The 14,415-nt window shown below is 43.6% G+C and carries 17 protein-coding genes and 1 riboswitch; of the genes, 8 read left to right on the top strand and 9 right to left on the bottom strand.

Translation table 11 applies throughout. The annotated features are described in order from the left end of the window. Positions 1-32: 32 nt before the first annotated feature. Positions 33-141: riboswitch (TPP riboswitch) on the bottom strand. A 61-nt stretch (positions 142-202) separates the two neighbouring features. After that, complete coding sequence (locus CW370_RS01575; RefSeq protein ID WP_029945998.1) at positions 203-2,047, bottom strand: monovalent cation:proton antiporter family protein; 1,845 nt, start codon at positions 2,045-2,047, stop codon at positions 203-205. A 231-nt stretch (positions 2,048-2,278) separates the two neighbouring features. Here CW370_RS01575 and prpE point away from each other — a divergent pair, with 231 nt between their 5' ends. Next, positions 2,279-3,013 (top strand): bis(5'-nucleosyl)-tetraphosphatase PrpE, encoded by a 735-nt coding sequence (prpE, locus tag CW370_RS01570; RefSeq protein ID WP_024573345.1) that lies wholly within the window; start codon positions 2,279-2,281, stop codon positions 3,011-3,013. A gap of 12 nt (positions 3,014-3,025) precedes the next feature. Here the strand turns inward: prpE and CW370_RS01565 are convergent, their stop codons facing one another. The 4 genes from CW370_RS01565 to CW370_RS01550 are packed head-to-tail and all read right to left on the bottom strand — an operon-like array spanning position 3,026 to position 5,791. Then, positions 3,026-3,925 (bottom strand): RluA family pseudouridine synthase, encoded by a 900-nt coding sequence (locus tag CW370_RS01565; protein ID WP_015383360.1) that lies wholly within the window; start codon positions 3,923-3,925, stop codon positions 3,026-3,028. A gap of 14 nt (positions 3,926-3,939) precedes the next feature. Next, positions 3,940-4,740, bottom strand: a complete 801-nt coding sequence (locus tag CW370_RS01560; RefSeq protein ID WP_003232918.1) for an NAD kinase — start codon at positions 4,738-4,740, stop codon at positions 3,940-3,942. An 18-nt stretch (positions 4,741-4,758) separates the two neighbouring features. Then, positions 4,759-5,394 carry a GTP diphosphokinase gene (gene yjbM / locus CW370_RS01555; protein ID WP_003245294.1) on the bottom strand — a complete coding sequence of 212 codons (636 nt, stop codon included), beginning with the start codon at positions 5,392-5,394 and terminating at the stop codon, positions 4,759-4,761. Positions 5,395-5,422: 28 nt separating this feature from the next. After that, complete coding sequence (locus CW370_RS01550) at positions 5,423-5,791, bottom strand: hypothetical protein (protein ID WP_024573346.1); 369 nt, start codon at positions 5,789-5,791, stop codon at positions 5,423-5,425. Between the two features lie 124 nt (positions 5,792-5,915). On the opposite strand from CW370_RS01550, the gene CW370_RS01545 reads away from it, so the two are divergent. The 5 genes from CW370_RS01545 to CW370_RS01520 all read left to right on the top strand — a co-directional run bounded on the left by CW370_RS01545 (position 5,916) and on the right by CW370_RS01520 (position 9,265). Further along, on the top strand, positions 5,916-6,488 hold the full coding sequence (locus CW370_RS01545) for a CYTH domain-containing protein (RefSeq protein ID WP_015252351.1): 573 nt from the start codon (positions 5,916-5,918) through the stop codon (positions 6,486-6,488). A gap of 14 nt (positions 6,489-6,502) precedes the next feature. After that, positions 6,503-7,237, top strand: coding sequence for a bifunctional muramidase/murein lytic transglycosylase (gene cwlQ / locus CW370_RS01540; protein ID WP_024573347.1), 735 nt, complete (start codon positions 6,503-6,505; stop codon positions 7,235-7,237). Between the two features lie 251 nt (positions 7,238-7,488). After that, a complete protein-coding gene (locus tag CW370_RS01535) occupies positions 7,489-7,887 on the top strand; it encodes a globin domain-containing protein (RefSeq protein WP_003232928.1) in 399 nt (132 codons plus the stop codon). After that, complete coding sequence (gene spxH, locus CW370_RS01530; protein ID WP_024573348.1) at positions 7,884-8,783, top strand: protease adaptor protein SpxH; 900 nt, start codon at positions 7,884-7,886, stop codon at positions 8,781-8,783. The genes CW370_RS01535 and spxH overlap by 4 nt, the downstream gene beginning before the upstream one ends. 314 nt (positions 8,784-9,097) lie before the next feature. Then, on the top strand, positions 9,098-9,265 hold the full coding sequence (locus CW370_RS01520) for a hypothetical protein (protein ID WP_003244944.1): 168 nt from the start codon (positions 9,098-9,100) through the stop codon (positions 9,263-9,265). A 37-nt stretch (positions 9,266-9,302) separates the two neighbouring features. On the opposite strand, the gene pepF is transcribed toward CW370_RS01520, so the two are convergent. Continuing rightward, a complete protein-coding gene (gene pepF, locus CW370_RS01515; RefSeq protein WP_003245178.1) occupies positions 9,303-11,132 on the bottom strand; it encodes an oligoendopeptidase F in 1,830 nt (609 codons plus the stop codon). A gap of 229 nt (positions 11,133-11,361) precedes the next feature. Further along, positions 11,362-12,483, bottom strand: a complete 1,122-nt coding sequence (gene coiA / locus CW370_RS01510; protein ID WP_234398214.1) for a competence protein CoiA — start codon at positions 12,481-12,483, stop codon at positions 11,362-11,364. Positions 12,484-12,556: 73 nt separating this feature from the next. On the opposite strand from coiA, the gene CW370_RS21145 reads away from it, so the two are divergent. After that, complete coding sequence (locus CW370_RS21145) at positions 12,557-12,679, top strand: hypothetical protein (protein WP_003245684.1); 123 nt, start codon at positions 12,557-12,559, stop codon at positions 12,677-12,679. Here CW370_RS21145 and mecA read toward each other — a convergent pair. Then, positions 12,674-13,330 (bottom strand): adaptor protein MecA, encoded by a 657-nt coding sequence (gene mecA / locus CW370_RS01505; protein WP_003245194.1) that lies wholly within the window; start codon positions 13,328-13,330, stop codon positions 12,674-12,676. The genes CW370_RS21145 and mecA overlap by 6 nt on opposite strands. Then, entirely contained in the window at positions 13,297-13,437 is a 141-nt protein-coding gene (locus CW370_RS21140; RefSeq protein ID WP_119122854.1) for a hypothetical protein, read from the bottom strand. Before CW370_RS21140 ends, mecA begins: the two co-directional genes overlap by 34 nt. A gap of 169 nt (positions 13,438-13,606) precedes the next feature. Here CW370_RS21140 and CW370_RS01500 point away from each other — a divergent pair, with 169 nt between their 5' ends. Continuing rightward, complete coding sequence (locus CW370_RS01500) at positions 13,607-14,263, top strand: TerC family protein (RefSeq protein ID WP_024573350.1); 657 nt, start codon at positions 13,607-13,609, stop codon at positions 14,261-14,263. Positions 14,264-14,415 lie beyond the last annotated feature (152 nt).

Genomic DNA, 14,415 nt, shown 5'->3' with positions numbered 1-14,415 from the left:
AAAGTGGTTTGGAATTGGCATAGTAAAATAACACAAATACCGCTCCACTTCCCTACGCAGGTCTGAACCTGTTCAAGTTATGAGGGTCTAAAAGTCACACTTTTATCTCAGCCCTTATGAAGGACACCCCTAGTGGTTAAACGAATACATATTGAATTGTTCTGCACCTCTATATTAACACGAATCCTTATTTGGTCAAGATTTATCCTTCCAATGTTTTCTTAAGATCCGTTACGTATCCCCGAGATCCGGTGACAATTAAACGGTCTCCAAGTTTCAGCCTTGTATCCCCATGAGGAACGATGCTGTCCACACCTCTGAAGATCCTGACAAAGATGACGTCACCTGTTAAAGGGAATTCCCGTAAAATGACACCATCATATTTACTGTTCTCCATATTAATTTGATACAGCGAAGACTCTTGGTTCGTGAGCAGCTTCATGACGCCAGGCGCTTCAATCAGTGCGCGAAGCAGCGTTTTTGTCGACAGCAGAATAGAAAAGATGCTGATTCCCTGCTCCTTCAGAACTGCTTCATGCTCCGGTGATCCTACGCTTGCAATGACTCTTTCTGTGCCTTTTTCTTTTGCAAGTAATGCAATGTCTGCATTCATATCTTCATTACCGGTCGCCACAACGAGGATATCCGTATCAAAAATGCCGAGTGATTCAAGCGTCTCGTGTTCATAGTCAGAAATTGTTTCAACAGCAAACACTGATTCTGACAGCTTTTCCTCCGCATTCTCTTGGTAGACGTGTACAACACGCACGTCATACTCTTCCTCTGGCAATTCGAGTGTGACAGGCAAAGTCATTTGATTGGCGCCGATGAACGTAATCGTCTTTTTCTCCTCCGGCTGCTCTTCCCGTTTGTATAACTTTTTAAAACAGATCGGCGTAAAAATACTTGCGATGACGGCTACTAAAATTAGCGCTCCTGACATATTTGCGCTGATCACGTGAAGCTGCTGGCCGATTGTTGCAGCGGCAATCACGAGCGAAAGCGTTGATGTCAGCAGGAAACCAGACGCGAAAATGGTTCGGTTATCATACCATTTCTTTAAGTACATGACAGGAATGATTTTGCTGACTAACAGCGCCAGCAGCAGAAGCGGAATCATGATTAAAATTGTTTTATCCTGAAAAAGAGTCCAAATATCCAGCTTCACACCGACCATCACAAAGAAAATCGGTATTAAGAACCCATAACCAAATGAATCCAGCTGCTGAACAAGTTCTTTGTTTGGCGAAAGCAGGGAAACAAGTACCCCCGCTAAGAAAGCGCCGAGAATATTTTCCGCCCCAAGTGATTCAGACAGGGCAACGAGTACAATAATTAACGTAAAAATAGCACGCGTCCCGATCTGGATCGTCCCTTTTGACATGGACTGAACAAAAGAGCGATGTTTAAAGACCCGGCCGAAAAAGTAAAGCACCACTCCGGCCGCAAACAGGATCATCAGGAGCCACATGTTTCCGCTGTCCTCTCCGTATAAAGAAGAAAAAACAGCAAGAAGAATCATCGTGGCCAAATCAGCAATAACAGCAACAAGCAAAATAATCTGCCCGATATTCGAATTCATGATCCGTTCTTCTTTTAATGTTGGAACGACAACGCCTAATGAAATCGTTGAAATAATCAGGGTCATCAAAAATGCATTTTGGATAAATCCGGCCAAGACGAACCCATAGGACAAGAGCAATGATAAAATAAAAATACCGACGAAAATAACAGATGCCGCAGCAAACGTATTCGGCGCTTCCTTGCCATTCGGCAGGAACTGCTTTTTCTTTCCTTTCTCAAACGACGAAAAATCAATTTCAAGCCCGCTTAAAAACATCAAAAAGATAAATCCGAGCATAGAGAGTGTTTGGAGCCAGGTGTCACCCTCCACAACTAAATTAAGGCCGCTTTTCCCAATAATCAGCCCCATAATGATTTCAGCAACAACAACCGGGATGCTGAGTTTAAACCGATGCAAAAGGATGGGTGTCAAAAATGCAACGATAAGTACAACAACTAATGATGCGACAGATGTATGCGCCATAATCAGAACCTCCTTTTTAAGTCAGGGTTATGCTAGTTCTCACTCAGAGAACAAAACCTCATTTTTAAAAAACATAACGCGATTTTAACAAGGGTGATGATGAAAAATAAAGTGATAAGGTCTTAATCCTGTTTAGAAAATGATTCTTCTATAATTTGCACATAAAAGCTTGTGATGACTCACACCACTTTGCTTCATAATAAATAAAACAATTGGTAAGGAGGATACCGCATGGCTTACGATATCATCAGCGATATTCATGGCTGCTATGACGAAATGACTGCATTAATCCAAAAGCTTGGCTATACAATCAAAAATGGAGTACCTGTCCACGAAGAAGGCAGGGTGCTTGTTTTTGCCGGAGATTTAACTGACAGAGGGCCTAAATCGATAGAGGTCATCCGATTTGTAGCCGGCGCTTACGAAAAAGGCGCTGTACGTTATGTCCCGGGAAACCATTGCAATAAATTATATCGTTACTTAAAAGGAAATCCGGTAAAAGTGATGCATGGTCTCGAAACTACAGCGGCAGAGCTTGAGGAACTTTCCAAGGATGAGAGAAAATCAGTCAGCGAACAGTTTATGAAGCTGTACGAAACAGCGCCGCTTTACGACATCCTACATAATGGAGAATTAGTTGTCGCCCATGCTGGAATAAGAGCTGACGATATCGGCAAATATACCCGCAGAGTGAAGGACTTTGTGCTTTACGGTGACGTGACGGGTGAAACATATCCGGACGGCAGACCCGTCAGACGTGATTGGGCGGCAGCCTATAATGGAAAGGCTTGGGTGGTATACGGTCATACACCTGTGAAAGAGCCTCGGAAGGTCAATCGCACCATCAACATTGATACAGGCTGCGTGTTCGGAAATCAACTGACAGGCTTTCGCTTTCCAGAAATAGAAACCGTCTCTGTTCCAAGCTCCCTGCCTTACGACGAATCAAGATTTCGCCCCATATAAAAAAGGAGAGAATCAATGATTCTCTCCTTTTATCAGTTTTCTCATGTCCTGAGGCAGTGGAGCATGAAACGTCATGTTCTCCTGTGTCAGCGGATGGATAAACGAAAGATGCTCGCTGTGCAGAGCCTGTCGGCCAATTTCCTGTCTCGTTCCGCCGTACAGTGTATCGCCGCACAACGGGTGCCCGAGATAGCTCATATGAACACGAATTTGATGGGTTCGTCCAGTCTCAAGCTGCAATGCCACCGAGGTCATGTCGTCATTTGCACATGTGACGTAAAAATGAGTAACAGCCTTTTGGCCGTCTGGCGTTACCGTCCGTTCAATAATACTGTCAGGATGTCTGCCAATCGGAGCATCGACTGTTCCCTCCATCTGTGCCATCCGTCCGTGAACCACTGCCGCATACCGGCGTTTCACAAGGCCGTTTTTTTGCGCAGACGATAATATGGAGTGGGCAAATCGATGCTTGGCAACAAGCATGACACCTGATGTATCCCGGTCTAGCCGGGTGACAAGATGTACTGTCGCCCTCACTCCGTTTTTTTGATAATGATCAATAATTCCATTGGCAATGCTGCCGGAGGGGTGCTCTCTCGAAGGGATTGATGACACATACGGCTGCTTGTTTATCACAAGCACATGTTCATCCTCATAAAGGATATCGAGCGGAACAGGCTCTGCCAACAGCGTCTCGCTCACCTGTTCCTCAGGAAACTTCACGATAAGAAGATCTCCCTCTTTCAACACGTATTTGACCGTCACATGCTCACCGTTAATCTGCAGGTCTCCCCCGCCAAACTTAATATCGGTCAGCAGACGTTTCGAAATTCCCAGTTCACCGGCATATTCTTTTACAGTCATCCCGTCCTCAGCGGAAGTAATGTTCTTTCTGATAAAAAAATGCTCCACGATATGTCCTCTTTCTATTCACCTTTTCCAATAAACGAATCCTGGACTCTTTTCCAAAATGGAAACGGACGGAATCTCGCAAACCGCACTTTTTCGGATGCAACTTGGCAGCGGATCGACTTAACATCCTTATGGAGAAGGGTTAAATGGTCAATCGTCACTTGAAAGTCAACTTCGTTTCTCGGCTTAATCATGCAATCATGATGGGATGGGAGAAGCAGAGGTGACCCGACCGTACGGAACACGCGGTTATTAATTGAAGCCATTTCCGCAAGCTGGATCGCCCTGATAGAGGGATGGATAATCGCTCCGCCCAGCGCCTTATTGTAGGCTGTGCTGCCTGATGGAGTAGACAGGCAGAGGCCGTCGCCCCGGAAGGTTTCAAAGAGCTGCCCTTTGATTTCCACATCAGCAACAAGGCTTCCTTCGATGCTTTTAATCGTACATTCATTCAAAGCTAAGTATCTTTCTTCCCGCTCGTTTTCGTGATAGGTCACAATGACTTCGAGAAGCGGATATTCGACTGTATGATACGGCGTTTTCGCGATGGCAAGAACAAGTTTTTCAATTTCATGAGGAACCCAGTCGGCATAAAAACCCAGATGACCTGTGTGAACGCCGACAAATGCTGTTTTGTCCAAGCGGTCGCTGTATCTGTGAAAAGCATACAAAAGCGTTCCGTCGCCTCCGACTGAAATAACGATTTCCGGTTCATTTTCATCCAGTTCCATATCAAAATCCAATAAATACGCCTGTATTTTGCTTTTCAGCGTATCAGAAACTTGATCTCCTTTTGATGATACGGCAAATTTCATGCTCTTCTTCCCCTTTACCTATTGTTGCTCGCTTCCTTTTTTCTTTCTTGAAAAGGCAGCTTGAGCTTCCTGTACTTCACCCCTGATCTCCGACATCTCTTCATCAAGCCGGGAAGCCGCTTCAGAAGCGCGCTGAAGCCTTAGTTTTACTTTTTCAGGAATGTTTCCGCTGTATTTATAATTCAATGAATGCTCAATGGTCGCCCAAAAATTCATCGCCAGTGTACGGATCTGTATTTCCACGAGAACATGCTTTTCTCCGGATACCGTCTGCAAAGGGTACAGCACAACAAGATGGTATGACCGGTATCCGCTCTCTTTATGTTCCGCAATATAATCCCTCTGATCCACAACGGTGAAATCTTTTCTGGCAAAAAGCATCTCTTTTACGATTTGGATGTCATCGACAAATTGGCACATGATTCTAAGGCCAGCAATGTCCTGCATGGTTTCAATTTCATGCAGCGGTATGCTTTTCCGTCTCGCTTTTTCAAGTATGCTCGCCACAGGCTTGACGCGTCCGGTCACAAATTCGATCGGTGAATGGTCGTCCTCGTATTCATATAGTGTGCGGATCCCCTTGAGCTTCACTTTCAACTCTTCGACAGCCTGGCGGTACGGCACTAAAAAACGCTCCCATTGTTTGTCATCCATCATACATCCCCCAATTCCGAACCAGTTTCTATAAAAACACGCGTTTCACTTTTTCTTCCATTTCTTCTCCATAGTTTGCGTTATCTTTTATATTTTCTAAAAGATATTCCAGCTCCTCATGCAGGCCTGCCAGTTCAATTGTTTGGTTTCCTGCCTCTAAAACAACCGGTATTTTTTGTGCATGGGCCTGCTTCAGTTCCGGCCATACATGTTCCTTTATAATGACATATTCAAAAGAATCAGCTAATTCAAGTATGTATACAAAAGCAAAGTGGTCAGAATCAACAAGCATTTGACCTGACGGCTTGCGTTCCGCTTCGTTTCCTTCTGTCTGACAGGCAAGGCGAAGCTGATCATCCGATAATGTTGCATTCAAAATTTCGATTCTGTTTTGCATAATGCTCTCCTTTTTTAAACAAAGTACAGATTCATTTTATCATATCGAGCTCGATATTGATAAACCTAACATCTAAAGAGATAATAGTAAAAATAAGATTTACAGGGCGGAAAGGAAGAGCATCATGAGCCAAGAAATTGAAATCGAATTTAAAAACATGCTGACCAAACAAGAATTCAAAAACATAGCAGCGGCACTCCAGCTGACAGAAAAAGATTTTACAGATCAAAAGAATCATTATTTTGATACAGACAGCTTCGCGCTGAAACAAAAACATGCTGCGCTTCGTATCCGCAGAAAAAACGGAAAGTATGTCCTTACATTAAAGGAGCCAGCTGATGTGGGGCTTCTGGAAACGCACCAGCAGCTTTCAGAGGTATCAGATCTCGCTGGATTTTCAGTTCCCGAGGGCCCTGTGAAGGACCAGCTGCACAAGCTTCAGATCGATACGGATGCCATTCAATACTTTGGATCTTTAGCAACAAACCGTGCGGAAAAAGAAACAGAAAAAGGCTTAATAGTTTTAGACCACAGCCGATATTTAAATAAAGAGGACTATGAAATTGAATTTGAGGCGGCGGATTGGCATGAGGGCAGACAAGCCTTCGAGAAGCTGCTTCAGCAATTCAGCATTCCTCAGCGCGAAACCAAAAATAAAATTCTGCGTTTTTATGAAGAAAAACGAAAGTCTATATAAGGTGGAATGACATCGTGAATGTAACGAATTGGGCAGCTTTACTTCAGCTTCAGGCATTACAGTCCATATCTAATGCACGCAGCAGCACGGACACTCAGAATACGGAAAGCCCGCTTTCAAGTTTCAGTTCTTTGCTCAGCCAATATACAAACGGCCTGACATCTCAGCAATCAGCACCTTCTTCATCGCCAAGCCCGCTCAGCATGCTGAACAGCGCGAATACAACAGCGCCGTCACTGCTTTCAGCGTATGGGCTTAACTCATATACGAGCAGCAATTCAGGTTCAATCACAAAAGCGGCAGAAAGCACTAAAACAGCTGCTGCAGATTCAGCTTCAAACAAACACGAAGCAAATCAGATTAGTTCGGGAGACTTTTCTATTGACAGTGCGATTAAAAAAGCCGCTGATAAATATGGCGTTGATGAAAAACTGATCCGTGCCGTCATCAAACAGGAATCAGGCTTTAATGCAAAAGCGGTCAGCGGAGCAGGTGCGATGGGCCTCATGCAGCTGATGCCGTCAACAGCAAGCTCACTTGGCGTTTCCAATCCGCTTGATCCGCAACAAAATGTGGAAGGCGGAACGAAATATTTAAAACAAATGCTGGATAAATACGACGGCAATGTGTCTATGGCATTAGCGGCTTACAACGCCGGACCGGGGAATGTTGACCGATACGGAGGCATTCCTCCTTTTCAAGAAACGCAAAACTATGTAAAAAAAATAACTTCAGCTTATTACGCGTAACCAGAGGGCTTCCCCTCTGGTTTTTTTGCGAAGTGAAATCTTACGCATTCCTGATTTTTATGTGATATGATATGAAATACAAACCCCGGCTGTCAGCCGAAATGAGTCATCATACGCAAAAAAGGCAGTTTGTTTGTAGAAATGATGCCTTGTTGCTAAAATAAACCTAGATGAAACAATGAAATACAGAAAATTACTTTTTGCAATAGGATTTATGATTCCTATTAGCCATATTTAAAGGAGTAGTCAACATGGGACAATCGTTTAACGCACCTTATGAAGCGATTGGAGAGGAACTTCTATCGCAACTTGTTGATACTTTTTATGAGCGTGTCGCGTCTCATCCTTTGCTGAAGCCGATTTTTCCAAGCGATTTGACAGAAACCGCCAGGAAACAGAAGCAATTCTTAACTCAGTATTTAGGCGGGCCTCCTCTTTATACTGAGGAACACGGCCATCCTATGCTCAGAGCAAGGCATCTTCCCTTTCCAATTACAAACGAGAGAGCTGATGCGTGGCTCAGCTGTATGAAGGACGCAATGGACCATGTAGGGCTGGAGGGCGAAATTCGTGAGTTTTTGTTTGGCCGGCTGGAGTTGACAGCAAGGCATATGGTGAATCAAACGGAAGCGGAGGATCGATCATCTTGACAAACTATCAGCATGAGCTATACTTCGCCCATTGCCACGGTCATCCAAAAAAACCGCTTGAAATTTATATGTTTGTAGACCCTTTATGTCCTGAATGCTGGTCCTTAGAGCCCGTCATCAAAAAGCTGAAAATCAGATACGGACGTTTTTTCACCTTACGCATTATCGCTTCCGCAAGCCTTACCGCTTTAAATAAAAAGCGAAAAAAGCATCTTCTCGCAGAAGCATGGGAAAAGATCGCGAGCCGCTCTGGCATGTCATGTGACGGCAATGTCTGGTTCGAACAGGAACAGCCGCTTTCATCGCCTTATATGGCTGCTCTCGCTTTTAAAGCAGCCGAATTGCAAGGACGAAAAGCCGGCATGCAATTTCTCAGAAATATGCAGGAGAGCCTATTTGTTTCAAAGAAAAATATTACGGATGAAAACGTGCTTTTGGAGATTGCTGAAAATACAAGTCTCGATCTTGAAGAATTCAAAAAAGATCTGCATTCTCAAAGCGCGGTCAAGGCGCTTCAATGTGACATGAAAATTGCTGCTGAGATGGATGTTTCTGTTAATCCGACACTGACGTTTTTTAATACGCAGCATGAGGATGAAGGGCTTAAAGTTCCTGGCAGCTACTCATATGATGTATATGAAGAAATTTTATTTGAGATGCTTGGCGACGAGCCGAAGCCGTCGGAAACACCGCCTTTAGAATGTTTTATTGAATATTTCCGCTTCGTTGCCTCGAAGGAAATTGCTCTTGTATATGACCTGAGCTTGGAAGAGGTAGAAAAAGAAATGAAAAAACTGGCGTTTGCTAAAAAGGTTGCCAAAGTGGAAGCCAAACACGGAATGTTTTGGAAGTCTCTCAGCACTTATTCTGATGAATATCAATCATGTGAAAAATAGCCGCAGGCGTGCATATGCTTGAGGCTGTTTTTTTACGCCCTGAATCAAACGTATGTTCTGTTTTTAGCGCTAAAGAAACCGCGCCGGGATAAGCGCGGTTTCATATGTCTTAACGACAACAAAGGGGATGGGAGAAATTTTTCACGGTCAAACAAAGGGGTAATGTTTGTTTGTGATCAATTTCACATCCTTATGATAACAAAAGATGTCGACTTTTGACAACCTCTATGCTTAATGTTCATATTTTTGTCACAAAACATAACGAAGTGCATTCACTCATATCCTTATAAGGAAAAAGGACGAGGAGGATCGCCATGATGTCTACTTTGATCTCAATTGTGTGCATTGCCGTTTTTTTCTGTCTGAATATCTTAGGCATGATGCATATGCTGCCGCTTTATATTACCTCTCCTCTGCTGTTTCTGTCTATTTTGTTTACCCTCTACCGCTTGAATCACCGGAAAACCTTTAAAGGGTTTTAAAAAAGCCTGTGCGTCATTTCCGCACAGGCTTACTTTTTTAAGACTGCTTGACTTTCATCAGCAGCTCTTCCATTTCATCAAGTTTTTCTTCAAACATTTTGCACGCGGCTTCGATTGGCTCTGGAGACGTCATATCAACACCCGCTTTTTTCAGGACATCAATCGGGTATTGTGAGCTTCCCGCTTTCAGGAAGTCAATATAACGGTCAACCGCCGGCTTTCCTTCCTTCAAAATCTGGCTGCTTAATGCTTGGGCAGCGCTGTACCCTGTCGCATACTGATACACATAGTAATTGTAATAGAAGTGCGGAATTCGCGACCATTCAAGGCCGATTTCCTTATCAATCACCATGCCGTCTCCAAAATACTTTTTATTCAGGTCGTAATAGACATTTGTCAGAAGCTCAGGTGTAAGCGGCTCGCCTTCTTGCGCCTTTGTATGGATCAGATGTTCAAATTCAGCGAACATCGTTTGTCTGAAAACCGTTCCCCTGAAGCCCTCAAGCATATGGTTGAGAATATATAAGCGCTGTTTTTCATCCTCTAAATTGTTCAGCAAATATTCGCCAAGGAGCGCTTCATTTGTCGTAGAGGCAACTTCCGCGACAAAGATGCTGTAATTGCCGTATGGATAAGGCTGGTGCTTTCTCGTATAGTAGCTGTGTACGGAATGTCCAAACTCGTGCACGAGCGTAAAGAGATTATTGACGTTATTATGCCAGTTCATCAAAATATACGGATTCGTGCCGTAAGCTCCTGATGAATAAGCCCCATTGCGTTTGCCTTTATTTTCGTAAACGTCCACCCAGCGGTTTTCCAGGCCTTCTTTTAGGATAGAGGCATATTCTTCCCCTAATGGTGCGAGGCCTTTCAGCATGTAATCTTTGGCTTCCTCGTATGTCACCTTCATCCCCGCATCTTTCACAAGCGGTGTATACAGGTCATAAATATGCACTTCATCAAGCTCAAGCACTTTCTTTCTTAGCGCAATATAGCGGTGCAGGAGCGGCAAATGCTTATTAATCGTCTTAACAAGGTTATCGTATACTTCCTCAGGAATACTGTTGTTAGAAAGCGCAGCCTCACGCGCGGACTTGTACTTTTTCACTCTCGCGTAGAAGTTGTCCTTTTTCACAGTGCCGCTAAGCGTCGTGGCCATTGTATTTTTATATTGTCCGTACGTTTTATACACTGCGTCAAACGCATTTTTGCGGACTTCACGGTTTTCACTTTCCAAGAAATTAATAAAGTTGCCGTGAGTGATCTGTTTCTCATTCCCATCTTCGTCTTTAATGGACGGAAACGTAATATCTGCGTTATTTAACACGCTGAATGTATTTGAAGATGACCCCAGTACCTCGGAGGCTTCAGCAAGCAGCGCCTCTTCCTTCTCGCTCAGCACATGCGGACGTTCCTTTGTAATCTCCTCAATCGCATGAGAGTACAGCTTCAATTCTTCTTTTTCAAGAATGAACTGCTGCAGTTTGTCTTCTTCTATGGATAAAATCTCCGGAACCAAATAAGCTGTCGCGCTTGCGGCCTGTGTATACAGGTTTCCCGCCTTGTCATTCAGCCCCTGGTAAAAGGAGTTCCCAGTATCCTGGTCAGAGCGCATATGCGCATATGTGTACAGCCTACCCAGCCGCTCCATCACTTTATCTTGATACGTAAGAGCCTCGTATAAATGATCAGCTGAATCTGCCAGCTTTCCTTTATACTTAGATAAATTCGGAATTAATTCTTTTACAGCTTGAAATTCTTTATTCCAGGCCTCATCACTAGGAAAAATATCCTCAAGTCTCCATGTGTCTTCTGCCTTTACCTCACTTCTGTCAGGCAGTTGGTTTGCTTTTTTTTCCTCAGCCATGGTGATCCCCCTCGTCTTCTTTGATTCAAGCCAATTGAAAAAACAGCTGTTTCTCAATAAACTTGTGTTGTGAATATCTTCCGGTTTTTCACTGCCTTTTGTCAAATCATATGCAGTAATGAAGAGAACGAATGCCAAAAAAGCAGTAAAAACACGAAAAACCTTTCCTTTTGTGCCTTTCACAGCCTGCCCACCACCTTTGTCTTAGGGTGAGCCAAATAAGACAAACTCATTCTATAAAACAGCTGCGGTCTCTTTCTATAAGATCCTGCATGGAGTGTATGCCACCTGCAGGCTGATTCAGCACATATACTTCTTTCTGAGTCTCCCTTAAAAATCCCTTCTTGCACAAAAAATCAATATACTGTTTAACCGCTTCTGAAAGACACTCTTCGCTGCATTCAAACCTGAGTGCAATGTTCTTATTATGAATGTGCAGTTTGCACTGCTGCAAAACGGCTGAAAAACGAATTGGCGCACGTTTATCTCCAAGATCCGTCATAAACAAATAAAGAAACCCCTGCCACACAAAAACCGGACTCTTAAAAACTGCCCCTTTTCTAACAGGAACAAACACTTCAGTCGGCAGAAAAGAAAAAGGCGTCTGCCGCTTCTCATAAAACAGCAGCCTAAGGCGATTTGTTTCCTTTGAGTTAAACCGATGGGGTTTATGGCGAAAACGGTGAATCGCTTTCGTCCAGCCTGAATATTGAATTGAGGGTTTCGGTTCAGTGAAAAAAAGATCGTCTGCACCTGCCCGATGGATAGGGATCGTTTGGACTGAGGAATAAGAATGATTTGTGTAGAATGGAATGATGTGGCTGAGCCGGAGAAAAGAACGCCTTTCAGGACAATAACATATCAGCTCTCTGTATGGACTTGCATTGATAAACTGCCAATGAAAAGCTGAAAGCTGATAAAAGGACGAAGCAGTCCGTTTTAAGCGGCTGTATCCCATAATCCACTGCGGGATGATTCCTTCTTGTTTGAAGCCCTCTGTCCGCTTTTGAAAGACATCTGGAGCGATAGTGGCGCATTGATATTCAACAGCAAGCATATGCTCCTTGATTCTTGCCATGACGTCCGGTCTTTGGTTGATTGTCCTTATATACGGCTCCAATATTGGTGAAGCCCGTTGTGTTTTCAGCCATACATACAGCTGTCTTTTTCCTTCTAAGTGGTAGGCGCTTTCCGGTTCGATGTCTATGGAGCAGGACTTGTTCTGTTTATGGGCAAAATGCGGCGCTTTTTGAAGTCCGAGCTTCACAGCTAGCTCTCCTCCGCATACCGGACAGAAGAACCGTCTCCGCTTTAATTTCTGGTTTTGCTGAGCGCCTAGAAGGTGAAACATTTGGCCGTCTTCAGTCACAGCACTAAACAATTGTCATCTCTCCTTTCCAGATGAAGTATACTTTCTGGAAAAGATGATCAACTCCTGTTCGCTGTATTTTCTGCTTGTCTATATGTTTTTGATTTTTCACATCTCTAAAATGGCATTTTCGTGCATAAAAAAAACCGATTTCCGGAAGGAAATCGGTTTGCTATGATGCAAAGTGTTTTTTTATCGTTTCTAGAGCATGCTCTGAAATAATCAGCTTGCCGTACTCTTCAAGACGGTGTATGCTGATTGAGGATTCAGTTGCGTACTCCAGCAGGATGCTTAGCTGATTTTCAACCTCTTCATCAGTCATATTGCAAAAATCTACATATAAATAATATCGGTTCTCAAACGAATATAAAGTCGTTTTGCTTCCGTTAACGTTCAATTTAGATAGAGAAATAACATCCTCAAAATCGCCAAATCGCAAGACAAATTGAAGCTTTTGCTCCTTCTCTTCCTGATTGACGGCTTGCTCTTCTTTCTGGAAATCATCCAGCAAGGCGTCAAGATCCTCAGATGCTGGTTCTTGCTTTTTATCCTCAGGAATCGGCAGTTCGAGCTTTTGTCCGTCTTTGGAAAGCTGGGCTTTTGTGACGATGATTTCTAATCCTTTGTCCAGTGCCTGAACTTGAATCCAAAGTGGGCCTTCCACAGCGAATTCCTCTTCTTCATGAACTTCATCCATGACTTCCCAGAATAGTTCTTCACTGCGCTCACGGTTATACCAAATTTCTTCTCTGTCAAAACCGCGATCTTCAATATCTCCGTAAGACATATAAAATTTTACTGTATGCTCGTTAATTCTTTCAATTTCCATTTGCCAACCTTCCCTTCTATATAAGATGTTGAAGGGACATCTAAGCTCCCGATTAATTGTACTTTACTACACTTTACCCATTCCGTCCACATCTTAACCTTAACCAAGGCCAGTGTGAATTCCTTTGTATTTCTATTTTATGATAAAACAGTCACAAAAGAAATAAAAATGCACCTTTGCCTAAAAAACGGCAGTTCAGGCGGCTGATATCATAAAATACGACCTGTCTCATATAGTAGTAGTACAAGCGAAGGACTGAAAGCGAGGTGCCGCTTCATGGAGCATGATTATCTGATTTCTCTGCTTGTCATTGTTGGGATTGACCTGATCCTCGGCGGAGATAACGCGGTTGTCATTGCCATGGCCAGCAGACATTTGCCGGACAAGCAAAGGCAGCAAGCCATTATTCTCGGAACATTTATTGCCGTTGCCATGAGAATCGGATTAACAAGTGCAGCAGTATATCTTTTGAACATTCCGTTCTTGCAGTGCGCCGGCGGAATTTTCCTGCTGTATTTAGGATATCAGCTGCTGATTGAAAAAAAAGACACGCAGCACATTAAAAGCAGCACCTCCCTGTGGAGAGCGATACGAACGATTGTGCTTGCAGATCTCTTTATGTCGCTGGACAACGTCATCGCAGTTGCGGGAGCTTCACACGGTGAGTTTTCTCTCGTTGTTATAGGTTTGTGTGTATCGGTTCCGGTTATTATTTGGGGCAGCAAACTCATCCATATTGCACTAGAGAAAATACCGCTTCTGATTTACGCGGGAAGCGGGCTGCTTGCTTATACTGGCGGAGAAATGATTGTCAGAGACAAAAAGCTATCGCTTTTTATGGCGCAGCACGGCACAGTTGAAACGCTCCTTCCCATTTTAACGGTTGCGTTTGTCATCCTTGCGAGCATTTATTACCAGCAGGTTGAAAAATAAAAGAAGGCTGATGACTCAGCCTTCTTTCAGCGTGTCGACAAACCTTTGCATTCGTTGTCAGACCTGCGCGTCGGTGCTCACGAATAAACATATTCGTTGTGCTCCAATGCTCGGCCTTCCTAGACTTCAAAGGTTTTCAATCACGCTGAACT

Origin of the sequence: Bacillus sp. SN32 (assembly GCF_002837495.1) — a bacterium.
Classification (GTDB): Bacteria; Bacillota; Bacilli; order Bacillales; family Bacillaceae; genus Bacillus; species Bacillus subtilis.
This window is presented reverse-complemented; position numbering and strand designations above follow the sequence as displayed.